The sequence below is a fragment of the Phycicoccus sp. Soil803 genome (assembly GCF_001429685.1).
In the GTDB taxonomy this organism is placed as follows: domain Bacteria; phylum Actinomycetota; class Actinomycetes; order Actinomycetales; family Dermatophilaceae; genus Pedococcus.
This window is the reverse complement of the sequence record NZ_LMST01000001.1, coordinates 2,304,447-2,322,670: the sequence shown is the minus strand read 5'-3', so window position 1 is coordinate 2,322,670 and position 18,224 is coordinate 2,304,447. Positions and strand designations below refer to the sequence as shown.

The window sequence follows — 18,224 nt, the reverse complement described above, 5'->3', positions numbered from 1 at the left end:
CCGACCTTTGTCCCTAGACCCGATAAAGGTGGGACGCGAGGGAGTGCAGGAGTCGACCCTGCGCCTCGCGCTCGAGCCGCAGCTGGGTCTCCCGCTCCGCCCCCACAGCGCTGCGCAGCAGGGGCTTGAGCTCGCGCAGCGCCGCCTCCGGGGCGGCGAGCAGGGCCGCGACGAGGTCGTCCGTGGTCTCCCGGAGCGCATCCACCGGCACCGCGACGTTGGCCAGCCCGATGGCGACGGCCTCGGACGCGCCGACGAACCGCCCGGTGGCGCAGATCTCGAGGGCCCGGGCCACCCCGACCAGGGCGACGAGCGGACCCGTGCCACCCAGGTCGGGCACCAGCCCGAGCGAGGTCTCCCGCATCGCGAACTGCACGTCGTCGGCCACCACGCGCAGGTCAGCGGCGAGGGCGAGCTGGAAGCCGGCGCCGATCGCATGGCCCTGCACCGCGGCCACGACCACGGCCGGCACCTCGGCCCAGGCGGAGAAGCCGCGCTGGAAGGACTCGATGGTCTCCGCGGCTCCTTCGGCGCTCTCGGCTGCCATCGCGATCATGTCGGTCTCGCCGGGCACACCACCGGGCGCCAGCATCGCCCGGTCGAGACCGGCCGAGAAGGACGGGCCCTCGCCCCGCAGCACGACGACCCTCACGTCGGGGTCGAGGCTCGTGGCGAGGTCCGCGAGGGCCAGCCACAGGCTCGGCGTCTGGGCGTTGCGGCGGTCCGGGTGGTCGAGGCTGACCGTGAGGACGGCTCCCTCGCGGACGACGGACAGGTGCGGGTGGGGCTGGGCTGCGTCGGTCACGCAGGCAGGCTATCCGCCCGTTCGAGGACGAGGTGGGCGACCGCCGACGTGCGGGCCAGGGCTCCGGGAACCATCGACACCCCGGCGCGGCCACACTGCTGGGCCATCCGGTCGCGGAGGACCCCCTCGGCCACCATGAACGACACGGCCACCGTGCGCTCGACCTCGTCGGGCAGTCGCCGCAGCACCTGGTCGAGCGTGGACCCGCCGTCGAGGGCGGCCACCCCCCACGGTCCCCACCCCTCGCGGGGGTGCTCGTCGAGGGTGTGGCCGACGGTCGCGACGGCTTCGCTGTCACTGGACCCGGCGGCATACAGCAGGACGGCGGTGGTGGGGTCGGGCGTGATGCCCTCGGCGGCGAGCAGCTCCTCGGCGGCCTCCAGCAGCAGCTCGTGCGGCCCCAGCGGAGCGGCCAGGGAGACCGAGGAGCCGGACGCGGCGGCGAGCTCGTCGACCGCGGCGGGGACGTCGACCTTGGCGTGGTAGGCGGGCGTGACCAGCACGGGCACGACCACCACGTGCTCACCGAGGTCGGCACCGGCCTCGGTCGCGTTGGGACCGTGGTGGTCGAGGTATGCCGTGTGGACCGTCCGGTGCGGAGCCAGCTCGCGCACGTGGGTGGCCAGGGTCTCGACGCCCTGGGCGTGCCGGGGGTCCGGCGAGCCGTGGGCGAGCAGCACGATGTCGGTGTCGGTGGTCACGCCGTGACGTTACTCCCGGAGAGGTCGCCGAGGTGCTCTCGCAGGGCCACGACTTGGCCGACGACGACGACCGCCGGCGCACGCACGCCGGCCGCCACCGCGTCTGCCGCCGCAGCGGCCAGCGTGGTGGTAGTCGTGCGCTGCTCGGGAGTCCAGCCGCGCTCGACGAGGGCCACCGGCGTGTCGGACGGGCGCCCGGCAGCAATGAGCGCCGCGGCGGTCTCCGCGAGCCGGGTGATCCCCATCAGGAGCACGAGCGTGGCGTCGGGGGCCGCGTCCGCCGCTGCCGCGAGGACGTGGTCGGCGCCCTCGTGCGCGGACGCGACGACGAACGACGCCGCCACCCCACGGTGGGTCAGCGGGATGCCTGCCGCCGCGGGGACGGAGACGGCCGAGGTCACGCCGGGCACGACCTCGACGGGCACGCCGTGCGCGAGGCAGTGCAGGGCCTCCTCGCCACCGCGACCGAGGACGAAGGGGTCACCGCCCTTGAGCCGGACCACCCGCTTCCCGAGCCGGGCGTGGTGCACCAGGAGCTCGTTGATGCGCTCCTGGCTGACCGGGTGGTTCCCAGGGGTTTTGCCGACGTCGACGACCTCGACCTCGGAGGAGAGCGTCCGCAGCAGCCCCCGCGGGCCGAGCCGGTCGGTGACGACGACGTCGGCAGCGGCCAGGAGGGCTCGCCCCCGCACCGTGATCAGGTCCTCGGCACCGGGGCCACCACCCACCAGCGCGACCCGACCGACGCTGACAGGTGCGTCCTGCGCACCGGCTGCCTCGGGGCGTCGCACCCGGCGGACGGGCAGGGTGCCGCTGTCGAGGGCCGCGAGGACGGCGTCGCGGACGGCAGTGGCGCGGCGCGGGTCGGCACCGGCACTCACCGCCACGGTGAGTCCCTCACTGGCCGTGCCGACTGACCCCCGCGCCACCGCAGGGGTCCACGCGGTCGAGGCCGTGGCGTCATCGGCCCGGACGCACCAGATGCGGGCGGCCTCGGCCTCCCGCGCGACCTGGGCGTCGACCTGCGCCTCTCCGGTGGCGGTGTGCACGAGCCACGCAGCGGTGGGTTCGAGGAGGTCGCCGGCGACGTAGTCGCGCTCCTGCCAGCCGAGCCGGTCGGCCGACACGAGCGCGGCCAGCTCCTCGCAGACGAAGGGGGCGATGACGTCGACCAGCGCGCCGGCCTCGACGAGGGCCGCGGCCTTCCGGGCCGCGACCGGCCCTCCCCCGACCACGACGACCCTGCGACCGGCGAGGTCGAGGGTCAGCGGGTAGGACGGCGAGCCCATCAGATGCCCTCACCGATGCTGCGGTCCGGCGCGTCGGCCATGCCGGCAGCCAGGGTCGAGCCGTCGGCGTCGTCGATGAGCAGGAAGGCGCCGGTCCGGCGCAGTGCGCGGTAGTCGTCGATGGCGATGTCGTCCGCGAGGCGGATGCGCACGCGGCCGATCGCGTTGAGCGCCAAGCCATCCGGGGCGGTCTGCTGCTCCATCGTCGCGATGTCGAGCTGGTCCACGACGTCGTCGACCAGGGCTCGGACGGTGCGCGTGCCGACCCTCAGCAGCACCCGGTCACGCTGGCGCAGCGGACGCTCCGACAGCACGGCGACGGTGCCGGAGAGGTTGCGGGTCGTCAGGCTCGGCTCGTCGGCCGCGGCCAACAGGTCGCCCCGCGACACGTCGAGGTCGTCGGTCAGCCGGAGCACCACCGACTGCGGCGCGAAGGCCACGTCGAGCGACTCCAGCGAGCCGTCGGCCCTGGCGCGGTCGATGCCGGCGACAGTGGTGCGCGCACCACCGGGCAGGACGGTGACCTCGTCGCCGGGGCGCACCACCCCGGAAGCCAGCCGACCGGCATACCCGCGGTAGTCCCGGTGCTCGGCGCTCTGCGGACGGATGACGTACTGCACCGGCATGCGCAGGGGCTGCGCCGACGGGTCGGTGCCGACGGGCACGGACTCGAGGTGCTCGAGCAGGGTCGGCCCGGTGTACCAGCCGGCCCGGTCGGTGCGGTCCACCACGTTGTCGCCGAAGAGCGCGGACACCGGCACGGCCACGACGTCGTCGATGCCGAACCGCGTTGCGTGGCGGGAGAACTCGGCCACGATCTCGTCGAACCGCTCCTGCGACCAGTCGACGAGGTCCATCTTGTTGACGGCCACCGCGACGTGGCGCACGCCGAGCAGCCCGGTGACCGCGAGGTGGCGGCGGGTCTGCTCGACGACCCCGTGACGCGCGTCGATGAGGATCAGGGCGAGCTCGGCCGTGGAGGCACCGGTGACCATGTTGCGGGTGTACTGGACGTGGCCGGGGGTGTCGGCCAGCACGTAGGAGCGGGTCGCCGTCGAGAAGTAGCGGTAGGCGACGTCGATGGTGATCCCCTGCTCGCGCTCGGCCCGGAGGCCGTCGGTCAGCAGGGCGAGGTCAGCGGCGTCCAGCCCCCGCTCCCGGCTCACCCGCTCGACCGCGTCGAGCTGGTCCGCGAGGACCGACTTGGTGTCGTAGAGGAGCCGGCCCACCAGGGTGGACTTGCCGTCGTCGACCGAGCCGGCCGTCGCCAGCCTGAGCAGCTCGTGCCGGTGCGCGGGTGCCGGGTCGTCGGCGGTGGCGAGGGTCACGGCAGCATCCGCCTCATGGGTCGCGGTCATCAGAAGTACCCCTGCTTCTTTCGGTCCTCCATGGCGGCCTCGGACATCCGGTCGTCCGCGCGGGTCGCACCGCGCTCGGTGAGGCGGGAGGCCGCGAGCTCGAGGATCACCCCGGCGACGTCGGTCGCGGCGGAGTCGACGGCACCGGTGCAGCTCATGTCGCCGACGGTGCGGTAACGGACCATCCGGGTCTCCACCCGCTCGGTGTCCTTGGGTCCACCCCAGTCCCCGGCGGACAGCCACATGCCGTCACGGGCGAAAACCTCGCGCTCGTGGGCGTAGTAGAGGTCGGGCAGGGCGATCCCCTCCCGCTCGATGTAGCGCCAGACGTCGAGCTCGGTCCAGTTCGAGAGCGGGAAGACCCGCACGTGCTCGCCGGGCGCGTGCTTGCCGTTGTAGAGGTCCCAGAGCTCCGGTCGCTGCCGGCGCGGGTCCCAGGCCCCGAACGAGTCGCGGAGGCTGAAGACGCGCTCCTTGGCGCGGGCCTTCTCCTCGTCGCGACGGCCGCCACCGAAGACGGCGTCGAACTTCCCGGCCTCGATGGCGTCGAGCAGCGGCACGGTCTGGAGCGGGTTGCGGGTGCCGTCGGGGCGCTCGCGCAGCCGGCCGTCGTCGATGTAGTCCTGCACGTGGGCGACGACGAGCCGAACCCCCAGGCGCTCCACGGTGGCGTCGCGGTAGTCGAGCACCTCCGGGAAGTTGTGACCGGTGTCGACGTGCAGGAGCGCGAACGGCAACTGCCCCGGCGCGAACGCCTTGAGCGCCAGGTGCACCATGACGACCGAGTCCTTGCCCCCCGAGAACAGGATGACCGGTCGCTCGAACTCCCCTGCCACCTCCCGGAAGATGTGGATCGCCTCGGACTCGAGGTGGTCGAGGTGGTCCAGGGTGAACTCGTCGGGCAGCGCCCGCGCGGCGGTCGTCGTCATGTGTGCAGCCCGCATTCGGTCTTGTCCTGGCCGGCCCAGCGGCCGGCCCTGGCGTCCTCGCCCTCGGCGACGGGGCGGGTGCAGGGGGCGCAGCCGATCGACGCGTAGCCCTCCTGCCGCAACGGGTTGAGGAAGACCCCGTGCTCGGCCACGTAGCGGTCGACGTCGTCGTCGGACCAGCCGGCGATCGGGTTCAGCTTGACCATCTCGCGCTTCTCGTCCCAGCCGACGATGCCGATGTCGGTGCGGGTCGGCGCGTCGACGCGACGCATGCCGGTGACCCAGGCCTGGTGGGTCGACAGCGCGCGGTTGAGCGGCTCCACCTTGCGCATCGCGCAGCACGCGTTCGGGTCACGGTCGTGCAGCTTGGCGCCGTACTTCTCGTCCTGCTGCGGGACGGTCAGCAGCGGCAGGATGGTCCGGATGTTCAGGGGCAGCATCGCCGCGTAGGCGTCTCGGGTGCCCAGCGTCTCGACGAAGTGGTAGCCGGTGTCGAGGAAGAACACGTCGGCCCCGGGGATGGTCGTCCCGACGAGGTGCACGAGCACCTCGTCACCCATCGACGACGCCACCGTGAGGTGCTCGCCGAAGGTCTCCTGCGCCCAGCGCAGCGCTTCGCGCGCCAGCTCCACCCGCTGTTCGTATGCCGCGGCGTCGCCCTGCGCCTCCAGCGCACCGAAGCGCTCCTCGGCGGCCGCAGCCAGGGCCTTGAGCTCCTCGCTGGAACGGGTGCCTGTCGTGGTGTCGGTGTCGGTCGGGCTCATGCTGACCCTCCTCGGAGCTCGGCTTCCTCGCGGAGACGACCCGGGATGCGGGTCGTGTCGATGGTGGCCATCTGCACGGTGAAGACGCGGGCACAGGCGTTGCAGCGCCATCCACCCCGAGGCTCCTCCACCGGCCGGAGGTCCTCCTCGGCGCAGAACGGGCAGTAGTAGATGATGCTGGCGCGGGGGCTGTCGCTCATCGCAGGTCGTCCTCCTCGGCGCGGTGCGCCCAGTGCGCGAACGACTCCTCGCCCTCGCGCTGCGCGACGAACCGGCCGGCGAGCCGCTCGACGTAGTCGGGCAGGTCCTCGGCCCGGACCTTGAGCGCGCGGGTCTTGCGCGCGAGCTGCGGCTCGGTGCCGAGCCCACCGCCCAGGTGCACCTGGAAGATCTCGACGAGGTTGCCGTCGTCGTCGGTCTGGACCATGCCCTTGAGGCCCACGTCGGCGACCTGGGTGCGGGCGCACGAGTTGGGGCAGCCGTTGATGTGGATCGAGAACGGCACGTCCCACTCCGGCAGGCGGCGCTCCATCTCGGCGATCACGGTGTGCGCCCGCGCCTTCGTCTCGACGAGGGCCAGCTTGCAGAACTCGATGCCGGTGCACGCCATGAGACCGCGCCGCCACTCGCTCGGGGCAGCCGGGAGACCGATCTCGTCCAGGGCCGTTGTGAGAGCTGCGACCTGCTTCTGGGGCACGTCCAGCACGAGCAGCTTCTGGTGGGCGGTGAGGCGCACCCGACCCGAGCCGTGCTTCGCAGCCAGCTCCGCGACCGCAGCCAGGGTCGTGCCGCTCACGCGGCCGGCGATCGGGGCGACGCCGACCCAGAAGTTGCCGTCCTGCTGGGGGTGCACGCCCACGTGGTCGCGGCGGTGGGCGCTCGGCGCGGGCGGCGCGGGTCCGTCGAGGAGCACCCGCTTGAGGTACTCGTTCTGGAGCACGTCGCGGAACTTCTCGGCTCCCCAGTCGGCCATCAGGAACTTCAGGCGGGCGCGGTTGCGCAGCCGGCGGTAGCCGTAGTCACGGAAGATCGAGACGACGCCCTTCCAGACGTCAGGGACCTCCTCGAGCGGCACCCAGGCCCCCAGGCGCTGCGCGAACATCGGGTTGGTGGACAGGCCCCCGCCGACCCACAGGTCGAACCCCGGGCCGTGCTCGGGGTGCTCGACCCCGACGAACGAGATGTCGTTGACCTCGTGCGCGACGTCGAGGCTGGGGCTGCCCGAGATCGCGGTCTTGAACTTCCGGGGCAGGTTGGAGAACTCCGGGCTGCCGATGTAGCGGTCGAGGATCTGGCGCACCGCCGGCGTGCCGTCGAGCACCTCGTCGGCCGCGATGCCCGCGACCGGGGAGCCCAGGATGACGCGCGGGGTGTCACCGCAGGCCTCGGCCGTGGTCAGGCCGACCGCCTCCAGGCGCTGCCAGATCTCGGGCACGTCCTCCACCCGGATCCAGTGCAGCTGGATGTTCTGCCGGTCGGTGACGTCAGCGGTGTCACGGGCGAACTCCCGGCTGATCTCGGCGACCGTGCGCAGCTGGTCGGCGTCGAGCGCCCCGCCGTCGCTGCGGACCCGCAGCATGAAGAACTCCGCGTCGAGCTCGCTGGGGTCGAGCGTGGCGGTCTTGCCGCCGTCGATGCCGGGCTTGCGCTGCGTGTAGAGACCCCACCAGCGCATCCGACCCCGCAGGTCCTCCCCCGGGATGCTGGCGAAGCCCTCCTTGGAGTAGACCTCCTCGATGCGGGCCCGCACGTTGAGACCGTCATCGGCCTGCTTGAACTCCTCGTTGGCGTTCAGGGGCGTGCGATCGCCGTCGGCCCAAGCGCCGGTGGCCTTGCCTGCCTGCCGCTGGGGACGGATGGGGGTCTGCGTCACCCCACCATTCTGCCCGTTCGCTTATGCATTGCATAACCGTCCATTATCCGACCGCAATCCCCACCAAACCGGTGGGTATGCCGTGCCGCCGGGGACGAGGGGTCAGGCCAGCGAGATGAGGTCGAGGTAGTCCTGGCCCCAGTGGTCCTCGACGCCGTCGGGTAGCAGCAGGATCCGCTCCGGCTCCAGCGCCTCGACCGCACCCTCGTCGTGCGTCACGAGGACGACCGCGCCCTTGTAGGTGCGCAGGGCGCCGAGGATCTCCTCGCGCGACGCGGGGTCGAGGTTGTTGGTGGGCTCGTCGAGCAGCAGCACGTTGGCACTGGAGACGACCAGCATGGCCAGCGAGAGCCGGGTCTTCTCGCCACCGGACAGCACGCTGGCCGGCTTGTCGACGTCGTCACCGCTGAACAGGAACGACCCCAGCACCTTGCGCACCTCGGTCTCGCCGAACGAGGCGGGCGCGGCCGACTTCATGTTGGCCAGCACGCTGCGGGACACGTCGAGGTTCTCGTGCTCCTGCGCGTAGTAGCCGAGCTTGAGCCCGTGCCCCGGCTCGACCTGGCCGGTGTCGGGCTCGTCGGCCCCGGCGAGCATCCGGAGCAGGGTGGTCTTGCCCGCACCGTTGAGGCCGAGCACGACGACCCGCGAACCGCGGTCGATGGCCAGGTCGACGTCGGTGAAGACCTCCTGGCTGCCGTAGGACCGCGACAGGCCGGAGGCGCGCAGCGGCGTCCGGCCGCACGGTGCGGGGTCGGGGAACCGCAGCTTGGCGACCTTGTCGCTGGTCCGCTCCCCCTCGACTCCCGCGAGCATCCGCTCGGCGCGCTTGATCATGTTCTGGGCGGCCACCGCCTTGGTCGCCTTGGCCCGCATCTTCTCGGCCTGCTCCATCAGCGCGGCGGCCTTCTTGGTCGCGTTGGCGTACTCCCGCTTGCGGGCCCGCTCGTCGGTCTCGCGCTGCTGGAGGTAGGGCTTCCAGCCGACGTTGTAGAGGTCCAGCTCGGCCCGGTTGGCATCGAGGTGGAAGACCCGGTTGACGACGGAGTCGAGCAGCTCGACGTCGTGGCTGATCACGACCAGCCCGCCCTGGTAGCCCTTGAGGTAGTCGCGCAGCCAGCCGATCGAGTCGGCGTCGAGGTGGTTGGTCGGCTCGTCGAGCAGCAGCGTGGCCGCCCCCGAGAAGAGGATCCGCGACAGCTCGACCCGGCGACGCTGACCACCGGACAGCGTCCCCAGGGGCTGGCCGAGCACCCGCTCCTCGAGCGACAGCGCGCTGGCGATGGTCGCGGCCTCGGACTCCGCGGCATACCCGCCCTCGGCGGTGAACTCGGCCTCGAGCCGCGAGTAGCGACGCATCGCCTTGTCCCGGGTCTCGTCGTCGGCGCTCGCCATCGCGCCCTCGGCCTCGCGCATCTGCGCGATGATCCGGTCGAGGCCCCGGGCCGACAGGATGCGGTCGCGGGCCAGGACGTGCAGGTCGCCGGTGCGCGGGTCCTGGGGCAGGTAGCCGACCTCGCCGGTGGCGGTCACCGAGCCGGCAGCAGGCTGACCCTGACCGGCGAGCACCTTGGTGAGCGTGGTCTTGCCGGCACCGTTGCGGCCCACCAGCCCGACGCGGTCTCCCGCGGCGATCCGGAAGGTCGCACCGTCGAGCAGGAGCCTGGACCCAGCACGCAGCTCGATCCCACTGGCGGCAATCACGACGGAACTCCAGACATCACAGGCGAGGGGTGGGGCGCTCCGACGAGTTGCGGATGCGCCGCTCAGAGGCTGAGATCGTTAGTCTAACTTGCAAGGCTGACTACCCAGGACAGCTGCACCGGGCAGCACCCGCCCACGACCGCGGAGGCCAGATGAGCTTCAACGACGACGTCAACATCGGCGGCTCACAAGTCGGGTCCGGCGGCAGCGGCGGCGGCCCCGGCGGCGCGGTCGTGGGGGGCGGCATCGGCGGCATCATCCTGCTGATCATCGCGCTCATCTTCGGCATCAACCCCAGCGACCTGCCGACGAACCCCGGCGGCGGCGGCAGCGACCAGGGCCAGGTCCAGCCGGGCGGCACCGAGCAGGACTCGGAGCTGGCCAACTGCAAGACCGGGGCCGACGCGAACAAGAACGACGCCTGCCGCGTCAAGGCCACCGTCCTGGCCGTCAACACGTTCTGGTCGCAGGAGCTGCCGAAGTACAAGCGGGAGTACACCCCCGCGACGACGATCCTCTACAACGGCTCCACGCAGTCGGCGTGCGGCACCGCGAGCAACCAGGTCGGCCCGTTCTACTGCCCGCTCGACAAGCAGGTCTACATCGACGCGAGCTTCTTCCAGATCCTCAGCGACCAGTTCGGCTCGAGCAGCGGCCCGCTGGCCCAGGAGTACGTCGTCGCCCACGAGTACGGCCACCACGTCCAGGACCTCCTCGGCCTGCTCGACGAGGCGCAGAAGGACCCCAAGGGCGAGCAGAGCGGCGGGGTGCGCATCGAGCTGATGGCCGACTGCCTCGCCGGCGTCTGGGCCAACCACGCCACCGAGACCAAGGGTGAGAGCACCAGCGGTGGTGAGGTCGCCTTCCTCAAGCCGCTGACCGACCAGGACATCAAGGATGCCCTCTCGGCGGCCTCCTCGGTGGGTGACGACCGGATCCAGGAGAAGACCCAGGGCCGGGTCAGCCCCGAGTCGTGGACCCACGGCTCCGCTGCCGCACGACAGAAGTGGTTCACCACCGGCTACAAGTCGGGCGACCTCAACCAGTGCGACACCCTGAGCCCGGACACCGTCGAGTAGTCGCGGCCACGCGCGGGTCGCTGCGACTCAGTCGTCCTTGGCGCCGGGATGCGCCTTGTCGAGCTCCTGCAGCAGGCGGTGTGCCGCCAGCTCGACGTCCTTGTGGCGCCACTCGGCGGCCCGGTAGACGCAGGCGATGAGCCCGCTGCGGTGGACCTTGGTGAAGTCCCCGTAGGCAAAGGCGTGCCGCGCCTTGGTCTGGTCGTTGGCGCCCTCGGTGAGCCCGAGGAACCACTTCGGGTAGTCGTCCCAGCCGTGCTCCTCGAGGAACGCGTTCTCGCTGTCCGCATCGGGCTGCACCGCGCCCCACTCGCTGTCGAGCACGACCTGGCCGGCCCTGATCAGCTCGCGGCAGTGCCGCACGGCGGCCCGGTTGACCTTGTACTTCGCCATGTCGCCATCATGCGACAGGTCCGTCCTCGATGGTCACCCGAACCGCCCGGCCCCGGCGCAGGGCGTCCTCCAGGACATCCCGTCGGGGGTCCGGCAGGTCGTAGAGCTCGCGTCGCGGGAGCGCGTCGAGGTGCGCCAGCCGCGGGTCGTCGAGGACCGCGCGCACCAGCGCCTTGTCGCCGCCGACGACCAGACCACGGGGTATGCCGCGGGGCAGGATCCGCAGCGTGTGCTCGGTGACGGCGCGCACCAGCTCGTCGGCCTGGTTGCCCCGGCGCCGCGCGAAGCGCTGCTGTGACCAACCGCCGGCGGCGGTCCGGGACTGGACGTGCCGCTTGCCCACCTTGGACTCGGTGAACGCCGGGCCGTCGGCCAGCCCCACGGCATACCCACCGCGGCGGATGAGGAGGACCCCGACCGGGTCGTGCGGGAACTCCTCGCGCGCCGTGACCCGTTGCGGCGACTCGCGCTCGGCGTTGTTGGCGGCGAACCGCTCCAGCCAGCCGTCGATCCGCTCGGGAGCGACCTCGACGACGCGCGGCCGGGAGTCAGCCGGGGAAGGGCTCAGAGGTTGAACCCGAGGGCCCGCAGCTGCTCGCGGCCGTCGTCGGTGATCTTGTCGGGGCCCCACGGCGGCATCCACACCCAGTTGACGCGGTAGGACGCGACCAGGCCCTCGAGCGCCTGGGCGGTCTGGTCCTCGATCACGTCGGTCAGCGGGCAGGCCGCCGAGGTGAGCGTCATGTCGAGGACGGCGTGCTTCTGGGCGTCGACCGTGATGCCGTAGACCAGACCGAGGTCGACGACGTTGATGCCGAGCTCGGGGTCGACCACGTCGCGCATGGCCTCTTCGACGTCGGCGACGTTGGGGGTGGCGGTGGTGGTGTCACTCATGACTCGTCCTTGCTGCTGCGTTCGATGATGGTGGAGTCGTTGCTGGTGCTGTCGGTGGTCGTGGTGTCGATGCCTGCTTGGTGCAACGCGTCGGTGAAGGCCATCCATCCCAGCAGAGCACACTTCACGCGCGCTGGGTACCTGCTCACGCCGGCGAAGGCCACGCCGTCACCGATCAGCTCCTCGTCGCCGGCGTCGGCGCCCTTGGAGGTGAGCATGGTGCGCATCGCCTCGTGGGTGGTCATCGCCTCGGCCACGGTGTGCCCGATGACCTCCTCGGCCAGCACGCTGGTGGAAGCCATCGAGATCGAGCAGCCGAGCGCGTCGTAGGAGATGTCGCGGACCACCGCATCGGCGCCGGTGCCCTCGACGTGCACGCGCAGGGTCACCTCGTCACCGCAGGTGGGGTTGACGTGGTGCACCTCGGCGCCGAACGGTTCGCGCAGCCCGGCGTGGTGCGGTCGCTTGGAGTGCTCGAGGATGAGCTCCTGGTAGAGGTCCATCAGCTGGCCACCCCGAAGATCGCGGGCACCCGGTCGAGGGCGTCGAGCATGGTGTCGACCTCGCTGGGCGAGTTGTAGGCGGCGAGGGTGGCCCGCGTCGTGGCGGTCACGCCCATCCGGCGGTGCAGCGGCCAGGCGCAGTGGTGGCCCACCCGGACGGCAACGCCCTGGTCGTCGAGCACCTGCCCGACGTCGTGGGCGTGCACCCCCTGCACGTCGAAGGCGACGGCGCCGACCCGGTCGACCGCGTCGGCGGGACCGACGACCCGGACCCAGGGGCGCTGCGCCAGGCCGGCGAGCAGTCGCTCGGTGAGGGCGTGCTCGTGGGCGGCGATGCGGTCGAGGCCGAGCTCGTCGAGGTAGTCGATGGCGGCACCGAGACCCACGACCTGCGCCGAGTTGGGCGACCCGGCCTCGAAGCGCTGCGGCGGCGGGGCATAGGTGGTCGCCTCCATCCGGACCATCTCGATCATCGAGCCACCGGTGATGAACGGCGGCATGGCGTGCAGCAGCCCGCTGCGACCCCAGAGCGCGCCGACACCGGTGGGCCCGAACATCTTGTGGCCGGAGAACGCCGCGAAGTCGACCCCGAGGTCAGCCACGTCGAGCCGCAGGTGCGGCGCCGACTGGCAGGCGTCGAGGACGGTGAGTGCGCCCACCGCCCGGGCCGCGGCGGTGAGCTCGCGGACCGGGTTGATGGTGCCGAGCACGTTGGACACGTGGGTGAAGGCGAAGACCTTGGTGCGCTCGGTCAGCAGCTCGCCGAGGGCAGGTCCGTGCACGCCCTCGAGGTCGAGCCGGCCCTCGTCGGTGACACCGATCCAGCGCAGCGTCGCGCCGGTGCGGCGGGCCAGCTCCTGCCAGGGCACGAGGTTGGCGTGGTGCTCCATCTCGGTGATGAGGATCTCGTCGCCGACACCGAGGTCGAGCCGGGGGTCCTTGGCCTGGCCCGCCACGGAGTTCGAGAACGCGTAGGCCACCAGGTTGAGCGACTCGGTGGCGTTCTTGGTGAACACCACCTCCTCGTCCGCTCCCCCGACGAACCGCGCGACCGTGGCGCGAGCACCCTCGTAGGCGTCGGTGGCTTCCTCGCTGAGCTGGTGGGCCCCGCGGTGCACGGCACTGTTGACCTGCTCGCTGAAGGCGCGCTCGGCATCCAGGGCACCGGCATACCGCTGCGACGTCGCCCCGGAGTCCAGGTAGACCAGCGGCTTCCCGTCACGCACTGTGCGCGACAGGATCGGGAACCCGGCCCGGATCCGGGCCAGCTCCGCGTCGGTGAAGGTCGTGGCGCTCATGTCAGGTGCCGGCCGGCTCGTGGTCGGCTCTCAGGCCTGGGTGGCGAGGTAGCGGTCGTAGCCCTCGGCCTCGAGGCGGTCGGCCAGCTCGGGGCCGCCCTCCTCGACGATCTTGCCGTCGACGAAGACGTGCACGAAGTCGGGCCGGATGTAGCGCAGGATGCGCGTGTAGTGCGTGATCAGCAGGACGCCGATGTCGGTGCCCTCCTTGGCGCGGTTGACGCCCTCGGAGACGATGCGCAGCGCGTCGACGTCGAGGCCGGAGTCGGTCTCGTCGAGGATCGCGACCTTCGGCTTGAGCAGCTCCATCTGGAGGATCTCGTGGCGCTTCTTCTCGCCACCGGAGAAGCCCTCGTTGACGTTGCGCTCGGCGAACGCGGGGTCCATGCGCAGGGCGTCCATCGAGGCCTTGACGTCCTTGACCCAGGTGCGCAGCTTGGGCGCCTGGCCGTCGATCGCCGTCTTGGCGGTGCGCAGGAAGTTGCTCACCGTCACGCCGGGGACCTCGACGGGGTACTGCATCGCGAGGAACAGGCCGGCGCGGGCGCGCTCGTCGACCTTCATGGCCAGCACGTCCTCACCGTCGAGGGTGACCGTGCCACCGGTGACGGTGTACTTCGGGTGCCCGGCGATGGAGTAGGCGAGGGTCGACTTGCCCGAGCCGTTGGGACCCATGATCGCGTGGGTCTCCCCCGACTTCACGGTCAGGTCGACGCCGCGCAGGATCTCCTTGGTGCCCTCCTCCACGTCGACGGTGACGGTCAGGCCGCGGATCTCAAGTGTTGCCATGGTGATTCGTTTCCTCAATCTGTTTCAGGACACTACTCGGCAGTCAGTGCAGGTCGTTCAGGCGTTCAGCGGGGTCGTGCCGACGAAGACCTCGTCGTTCTCGACCCGCACCGGGTAGACGTTGATGGGGATGATCGCGGGCGGGCCCGACGGCTCACCCGTGCGGATGTCGAACCGCGAGCCGTGCAGCCAGCACTCCAGCGTGCAGCCGTCGAGCTCACCCTCGGAGAGGGAGACGTTCGCGTGGCTGCAGGTGTCGTCCACGGCGTGGATGTCACCCGCCGCGGTGCGCACGATCGCGACGATGGTGCCGTTGATGTCGGCCGCGGCCACGCCCACCTCGGGCAGCTCGTCCACGCGGCAGACCCGCACGAAGTCGCCGTCGTCGGTGACCAGCTCGGGGGCGGCGCTCACGCGACGTCCTCGGTGGCGATGCCGGGCACCGCACCGAGCTCGGCGTCGATGACCTCCATCAGGTGCTCGGAGATCTCGGGAACGCCGATCCGCGCGACGATGCTCGCGAAGAAGCCACGCACGACCAGGCGGCGGGCGACGTCCTCGGGGATGCCACGGGCCTGCAGGTAGAACAGCTGCTCGTCGTCGAACCGACCGGTGGCCGACGCGTGTCCGGCACCGACGATCTCACCGGTCTCGATCTCGAGGTTCGGGATCGAGTCGGCGCGACCACCCTCGGTGAGGACCAGGTTGCGGTTCAGCTCGTAGGTGTCGGTGCCCTCGGCGCTGGCACGGATGAGGACGTCGCCCACCCATACGGTGTGGGCGGTGTCGCCCTGGAGGGCGCCCTTGTACTCGACGTTCGAGTGGCAGTGCGGCGCCTCGTGGTCGACGAAGAGGCGGTGCTCCTGGTGCTGACCGGCGTCGGCGAAGTAGACGCCGAGGCCCTCGAAGGAACCGCCCGGCCCGGAGTAGCGCGCGTTGGTGGAGACGCGGACGATCTCGCCACCCAGCGTGACGGCGATGTGGCGCAGCCGGGCGTCCCGGCCGATGAGCGCGTCGTTCTGGGTGACGTGCAGCGCGTCGTCGTCCCACTCCTGCACGGTGACGAAGGTGAGGTCCGCGCCGTCGCCGACCTTGATCTCGACGTTGGCACCGCACTCGGCGGAGCCGCGGTGCGTCAGCACGACGGTGGCCTTGCTGTGGTGGCCGGCGTCGACGACCAGGTGGCCGTTGACCCGCGCGAGGTCGGTCGCGGTGACCGTGATGCGCACGGGCTCGGTGAGCTCGGCCTCGGCCGCGATGCTCACCCGGGTGGCCTGCGCCTCGCCGGCGAAGGCGACGACTGACGCGCGGTCGGCGGGCACGAGCACGCCGGCGGACCGGGGGTCGACCTGCGACACGGTCACGCCGTCGGGCGACTGCACGTCGACCGTCAGCTTGCCGGTGTCGGTCGGCGCGACCTGGAACAGCGACGCGAGCCGGTCGACCGGCGTGAAGCGCCACTCCTCCTCTCGGCCACCGGGCACGGCGAAGTCGTCCACGGCATACGAGGTCTTGCGCTCGGCGCGCGACTGGTCGGGGACGAACGCGGCGGCAGAGTCCTCGTGGGACCCCGCCGTCGCTTCGGGGGTCTTCTGGGCCAGAAGGCTCATCAGCCGACGGCTCCTTCCATCTGAAGCTCGATCAGGCGGTTCAGCTCGAGGGCGTACTCCATGGGCAGCTCACGCGCGATGGGCTCGACGAACCCGCGCACGATCATGGCCATGGCCTCTTCCTCGGTCATCCCGCGGGACATGAGGTAGAACATCTGGTCCTCGGACACCTTGGAGACGGTCGCCTCGTGGCCCATCGTCACGTCGTCCTCGCGGATGTCGACGTAGGGATAGGTGTCGGAGCGACTGATGGTGTCGACCAGCAGGGCGTCGCAGACCACGCTCGAACGCGAGCCGTGCGCGCCCTCGAGGATCTGCACCAGACCCCGGTAGGACGTCCGGCCACCACCACGGGCCACCGACTTGGAGACGATGGTGCTCGAGGTGTTCGGGGCCGCGTGGACCATCTTGGCCCCGGCGTCCTGGTGCTGGCCCTCGCCCGCGAAGGCGATCGACAGCGTCTCGCCCTTGGCGTGCTCGCCGAGGAGGAAGACGGCCGGGTACTTCATGGTGACCTTGGAGCCGATGTTGCCGTCGATCCACTCCATCGTCGCGCCCTCGGCGGCGGTCGCCCGCTTGGTGACGAGGTTGTAGACGTTGTTGGACCAGTTCTGAATGGTCGTGTAGCGCACGCGGGCGTTCTTCTTCACGATGATCTCGACGACCGCGGAGTGCAGCGAGTCGGACTTGTAGATCGGCGCGGTGCAGCCCTCGACGTAGTGCACGTAGGAGCCCTCGTCGGCGATGATCAGGGTGCGCTCGAACTGGCCCATGTTCTCGGTGTTGATCCGGAAGTAGGCCTGCAGCGGGATGTCGACGTGGACGCCCGGCGGCACGTAGATGAACGAGCCACCCGACCAGACCGCGGTGTTGAGCGCGGCGAACTTGTTGTCACCGGCGGGGATGACCGACGCGAAGTACTCGCGGAACAGGTCCTCGTGCTCACGCAGACCGGTGTCGGTGTCGACGAAGATGACGCCCTTCTCCTCCAGGTCCTCGCGGATCTGGTGGTAGACGACCTCCGACTCGTACTGGGCCGCGACGCCGGAGACCAGGCGCTGCTTCTCGGCCTCGGGGATGCCGAGCCGGTCGTAGGTGTTCTTGATGTCCTCGGGCAGCTCGTCCCAGGTGGTCGCCTGCTTCTCGGTGGACTTCACGAAGTACTTGATGTTCTGGAAGTCGATGCCGGTGAGGTCGCTGCCCCAGTTGGGCATCGGCTTCTTGCCGAACAGCCGCAGTGACTTCAGGCGCAGGTCGAGCATCCACTGGGGCTCGCTCTTGCGACCCGAGATGTCGCGCACGACGTCCTCGTTGAGGCCACGCCTGGCGGTCGCGCCAGCGGTGTCGCTGTCGGCCCAGCCGTACTCGTAGCGGCCCAGGTCCTTCAGACCCGGGTTCAGCTCCTCGATGTGGGTGCTCATCGCGTGGACGACCCTTCTGTTGGGTGTGTGTGGGTGATGGCGGGGGTGGTGTCGGGGGTGGTGTGGTGCGTCGGCGCCGACACGGCACCGGTGGGGATGAAGGTGGTGCACACGTGCTCGCCGTGCGCCAGCGTCGCGAGGCGCTGCACGTGCACGCCCAGCAACCGCGAGAACGCATCAGTCTCAGCGTCACAGATCTCGGGAAATTCCCGAGCCGCGTCCTGCACGGGGCAGTGGCCCTGGCAGAGCTGTATGCCGGTGAACGGGCTCGTGGAGCCCGGCTCGCCGACCGGCCGGGCCGAGGCGGCGAACCCGTCGCGGGTCAGCGCGGCGACGAGGGCGTCGACCCGGGCGGCGCGGTCGGTGCCCGCGGCGGCGAGCTGCGCGGCATACCGGGTCTCGACCTCGGCGACGCGGCTCTCGGCGAAGCGGCGCACGGCCCCTTCGCCGGCCTCCTGCGCCAGGAAGCGCAGCGCCTCGGTGGCGAGGTGGTCGTAGTCGGACTCGAGCGCGTGGTGGCCCGCGTCGCTGAGCACGAAGGCCCGGGCCGGACGGCCGCGACCACGGATGCCGGGGGCCGGCTCGCGCTCGGTGATCAGGCCGGCCTCCTCGAGGTTCTCGAGGTGGCGCCGCACGGCCGGTGCGGTGAGGCCGAGGTCGAGTGCCAGCGTGGCGGCGGTGATCGGACCCCGCTCACTGATCGCCTGCAGCACCCGGTCGCGGGTGCGCGACTCGAGCACCAGTGGCACATCGTGAGCCCGCGAGTCCGTCGCACGGGGCGACACGGAGGCGGACGGGATATTCACAACACCAA

20 protein-coding genes are annotated in these 18,224 nt (G+C 71.2%); 1 reads left to right on the top strand and 19 read right to left on the bottom strand.

The window, feature by feature from the left end; all coding sequences use genetic code 11:
• Positions 1 to 13: 13 nt before the first annotated feature.
• The 9 genes from ASG95_RS10575 to ASG95_RS10535 all read right to left on the bottom strand — a co-directional run bounded on the left by ASG95_RS10575 (position 14) and on the right by ASG95_RS10535 (position 9,423).
• Positions 14 to 805, bottom strand: coding sequence for an enoyl-CoA hydratase/isomerase family protein (locus ASG95_RS10575; protein ID WP_057377431.1), 792 nt, complete (start codon positions 803 to 805; stop codon positions 14 to 16).
• A complete protein-coding gene (locus tag ASG95_RS10570; protein ID WP_057377430.1) occupies positions 802 to 1,506 on the bottom strand; it encodes a sirohydrochlorin chelatase in 705 nt (234 codons plus the stop codon). Before ASG95_RS10570 ends, ASG95_RS10575 begins: the two co-directional genes overlap by 4 nt.
• The gene (cobA, locus tag ASG95_RS10565) at positions 1,503 to 2,795 is read right to left on the bottom strand and encodes a uroporphyrinogen-III C-methyltransferase (protein WP_057377429.1); all 1,293 of its coding nucleotides are present in this window, start codon (positions 2,793 to 2,795) and stop codon (positions 1,503 to 1,505) included. The genes ASG95_RS10570 and cobA overlap by 4 nt, the downstream gene beginning before the upstream one ends.
• On the bottom strand, positions 2,795 to 4,153 hold the full coding sequence (locus tag ASG95_RS10560) for a sulfate adenylyltransferase subunit 1 (protein ID WP_057377428.1): 1,359 nt from the start codon (positions 4,151 to 4,153) through the stop codon (positions 2,795 to 2,797). Before ASG95_RS10560 ends, cobA begins: the two co-directional genes overlap by 1 nt.
• Positions 4,153 to 5,082, bottom strand: coding sequence for a sulfate adenylyltransferase subunit CysD (cysD, locus tag ASG95_RS10555; RefSeq protein WP_056921079.1), 930 nt, complete (start codon positions 5,080 to 5,082; stop codon positions 4,153 to 4,155). Before cysD ends, ASG95_RS10560 begins: the two co-directional genes overlap by 1 nt.
• Positions 5,079 to 5,846: a phosphoadenylyl-sulfate reductase gene (locus ASG95_RS10550; RefSeq protein WP_082592489.1), complete on the bottom strand. Its 768-nt coding sequence runs from the start codon at positions 5,844 to 5,846 to the stop codon at positions 5,079 to 5,081. The genes cysD and ASG95_RS10550 overlap by 4 nt, the downstream gene beginning before the upstream one ends.
• Positions 5,843 to 6,046, bottom strand: a complete 204-nt coding sequence (locus ASG95_RS10545; protein ID WP_057377427.1) for a hypothetical protein — start codon at positions 6,044 to 6,046, stop codon at positions 5,843 to 5,845. The genes ASG95_RS10550 and ASG95_RS10545 overlap by 4 nt, the downstream gene beginning before the upstream one ends.
• Entirely contained in the window at positions 6,043 to 7,719 is a 1,677-nt protein-coding gene (locus tag ASG95_RS10540; RefSeq protein WP_057377426.1) for a nitrite/sulfite reductase, read from the bottom strand. Before ASG95_RS10540 ends, ASG95_RS10545 begins: the two co-directional genes overlap by 4 nt.
• 102 nt (positions 7,720 to 7,821) lie before the next feature.
• On the bottom strand, positions 7,822 to 9,423 hold the full coding sequence (locus ASG95_RS10535) for an ABC-F family ATP-binding cassette domain-containing protein (RefSeq protein ID WP_057377425.1): 1,602 nt from the start codon (positions 9,421 to 9,423) through the stop codon (positions 7,822 to 7,824).
• Positions 9,424 to 9,575: 152 nt separating this feature from the next.
• Between ASG95_RS10535 and ASG95_RS10530 the strand changes: the two genes are divergently transcribed.
• Positions 9,576 to 10,502, top strand: a complete 927-nt coding sequence (locus ASG95_RS10530) for a neutral zinc metallopeptidase (RefSeq protein WP_056921083.1) — start codon at positions 9,576 to 9,578, stop codon at positions 10,500 to 10,502.
• A gap of 27 nt (positions 10,503 to 10,529) precedes the next feature.
• On the opposite strand, the gene ASG95_RS10525 is transcribed toward ASG95_RS10530, so the two are convergent.
• The 10 genes from ASG95_RS10525 to ASG95_RS10480 are packed head-to-tail and all read right to left on the bottom strand — an operon-like array spanning position 10,530 to position 18,150.
• Positions 10,530 to 10,895 (bottom strand): hypothetical protein, encoded by a 366-nt coding sequence (locus ASG95_RS10525; RefSeq protein WP_057377424.1) that lies wholly within the window; start codon positions 10,893 to 10,895, stop codon positions 10,530 to 10,532.
• 7 nt (positions 10,896 to 10,902) lie between these two features.
• Entirely contained in the window at positions 10,903 to 11,526 is a 624-nt protein-coding gene (locus ASG95_RS10520) for an acVLRF1 family peptidyl-tRNA hydrolase (RefSeq protein WP_235543734.1), read from the bottom strand.
• Positions 11,460 to 11,789, bottom strand: coding sequence for a metal-sulfur cluster assembly factor (locus ASG95_RS10515; RefSeq protein ID WP_056885213.1), 330 nt, complete (start codon positions 11,787 to 11,789; stop codon positions 11,460 to 11,462). Before ASG95_RS10515 ends, ASG95_RS10520 begins: the two co-directional genes overlap by 67 nt.
• Positions 11,786 to 12,292 carry a Fe-S cluster assembly sulfur transfer protein SufU gene (gene sufU / locus ASG95_RS10510; protein ID WP_056921086.1) on the bottom strand — a complete coding sequence of 169 codons (507 nt, stop codon included), beginning with the start codon at positions 12,290 to 12,292 and terminating at the stop codon, positions 11,786 to 11,788. Before sufU ends, ASG95_RS10515 begins: the two co-directional genes overlap by 4 nt.
• Positions 12,292 to 13,590, bottom strand: coding sequence for a SufS family cysteine desulfurase (locus ASG95_RS10505; protein ID WP_057377423.1), 1,299 nt, complete (start codon positions 13,588 to 13,590; stop codon positions 12,292 to 12,294). Before ASG95_RS10505 ends, sufU begins: the two co-directional genes overlap by 1 nt.
• Before the next feature lie 30 nt (positions 13,591 to 13,620).
• The gene (gene sufC / locus ASG95_RS10500; protein WP_056921088.1) at positions 13,621 to 14,379 is read right to left on the bottom strand and encodes a Fe-S cluster assembly ATPase SufC; all 759 of its coding nucleotides are present in this window, start codon (positions 14,377 to 14,379) and stop codon (positions 13,621 to 13,623) included.
• A gap of 57 nt (positions 14,380 to 14,436) precedes the next feature.
• Positions 14,437 to 14,793: a non-heme iron oxygenase ferredoxin subunit gene (locus ASG95_RS10495; RefSeq protein WP_235543732.1), complete on the bottom strand. Its 357-nt coding sequence runs from the start codon at positions 14,791 to 14,793 to the stop codon at positions 14,437 to 14,439.
• Positions 14,790 to 15,989 carry a Fe-S cluster assembly protein SufD gene (sufD, locus tag ASG95_RS10490; RefSeq protein WP_057377422.1) on the bottom strand — a complete coding sequence of 400 codons (1,200 nt, stop codon included), beginning with the start codon at positions 15,987 to 15,989 and terminating at the stop codon, positions 14,790 to 14,792. The genes ASG95_RS10495 and sufD overlap by 4 nt, the downstream gene beginning before the upstream one ends.
• Complete coding sequence (gene sufB, locus ASG95_RS10485; protein ID WP_056921090.1) at positions 15,989 to 17,410, bottom strand: Fe-S cluster assembly protein SufB; 1,422 nt, start codon at positions 17,408 to 17,410, stop codon at positions 15,989 to 15,991. Before sufB ends, sufD begins: the two co-directional genes overlap by 1 nt.
• A complete protein-coding gene (locus ASG95_RS10480) occupies positions 17,407 to 18,150 on the bottom strand; it encodes a helix-turn-helix transcriptional regulator (RefSeq protein ID WP_369820375.1) in 744 nt (247 codons plus the stop codon). The genes sufB and ASG95_RS10480 overlap by 4 nt, the downstream gene beginning before the upstream one ends.
• Positions 18,151 to 18,224 lie beyond the last annotated feature (74 nt).

Excerpts from the sequence above, each read along its gene's own strand:
- cobA (WP_057377429.1), bottom strand. The coding sequence starts at position 2,795 with ATGGGCTCGCCGTCCTACCCGCTGACCCTCGACCTCGCCGGTCGCAGG.
- ASG95_RS10560 (WP_057377428.1), bottom strand. The coding sequence starts at position 4,153 with ATGACCGCGACCCATGAGGCGGATGCTGCCGTGACCCTCGCCACCGCC.
- cysD (WP_056921079.1), bottom strand. The coding sequence starts at position 5,082 with ATGACGACGACCGCCGCGCGGGCGCTGCCCGACGAGTTCACCCTGGAC.
- ASG95_RS10550 (WP_082592489.1), bottom strand. The coding sequence starts at position 5,846 with ATGAGCCCGACCGACACCGACACCACGACAGGCACCCGTTCCAGCGAG.
- ASG95_RS10545 (WP_057377427.1), bottom strand. The coding sequence starts at position 6,046 with ATGAGCGACAGCCCCCGCGCCAGCATCATCTACTACTGCCCGTTCTGC.
- ASG95_RS10530 (WP_056921083.1), top strand. The coding sequence starts at position 9,576 with ATGAGCTTCAACGACGACGTCAACATCGGCGGCTCACAAGTCGGGTCC.
- ASG95_RS10525 (WP_057377424.1), bottom strand. The coding sequence starts at position 10,895 with ATGGCGAAGTACAAGGTCAACCGGGCCGCCGTGCGGCACTGCCGCGAG.
- ASG95_RS10515 (WP_056885213.1), bottom strand. The coding sequence starts at position 11,789 with ATGAGTGACACCACCACCGCCACCCCCAACGTCGCCGACGTCGAAGAG.
- sufU (WP_056921086.1), bottom strand. The coding sequence starts at position 12,292 with ATGGACCTCTACCAGGAGCTCATCCTCGAGCACTCCAAGCGACCGCAC.
- ASG95_RS10505 (WP_057377423.1), bottom strand. The coding sequence starts at position 13,590 with ATGAGCGCCACGACCTTCACCGACGCGGAGCTGGCCCGGATCCGGGCC.
- sufC (WP_056921088.1), bottom strand. The coding sequence starts at position 14,379 with ATGGCAACACTTGAGATCCGCGGCCTGACCGTCACCGTCGACGTGGAG.
- sufD (WP_057377422.1), bottom strand. The coding sequence starts at position 15,989 with ATGAGCCTTCTGGCCCAGAAGACCCCCGAAGCGACGGCGGGGTCCCAC.
- sufB (WP_056921090.1), bottom strand. The coding sequence starts at position 17,410 with ATGAGCACCCACATCGAGGAGCTGAACCCGGGTCTGAAGGACCTGGGC.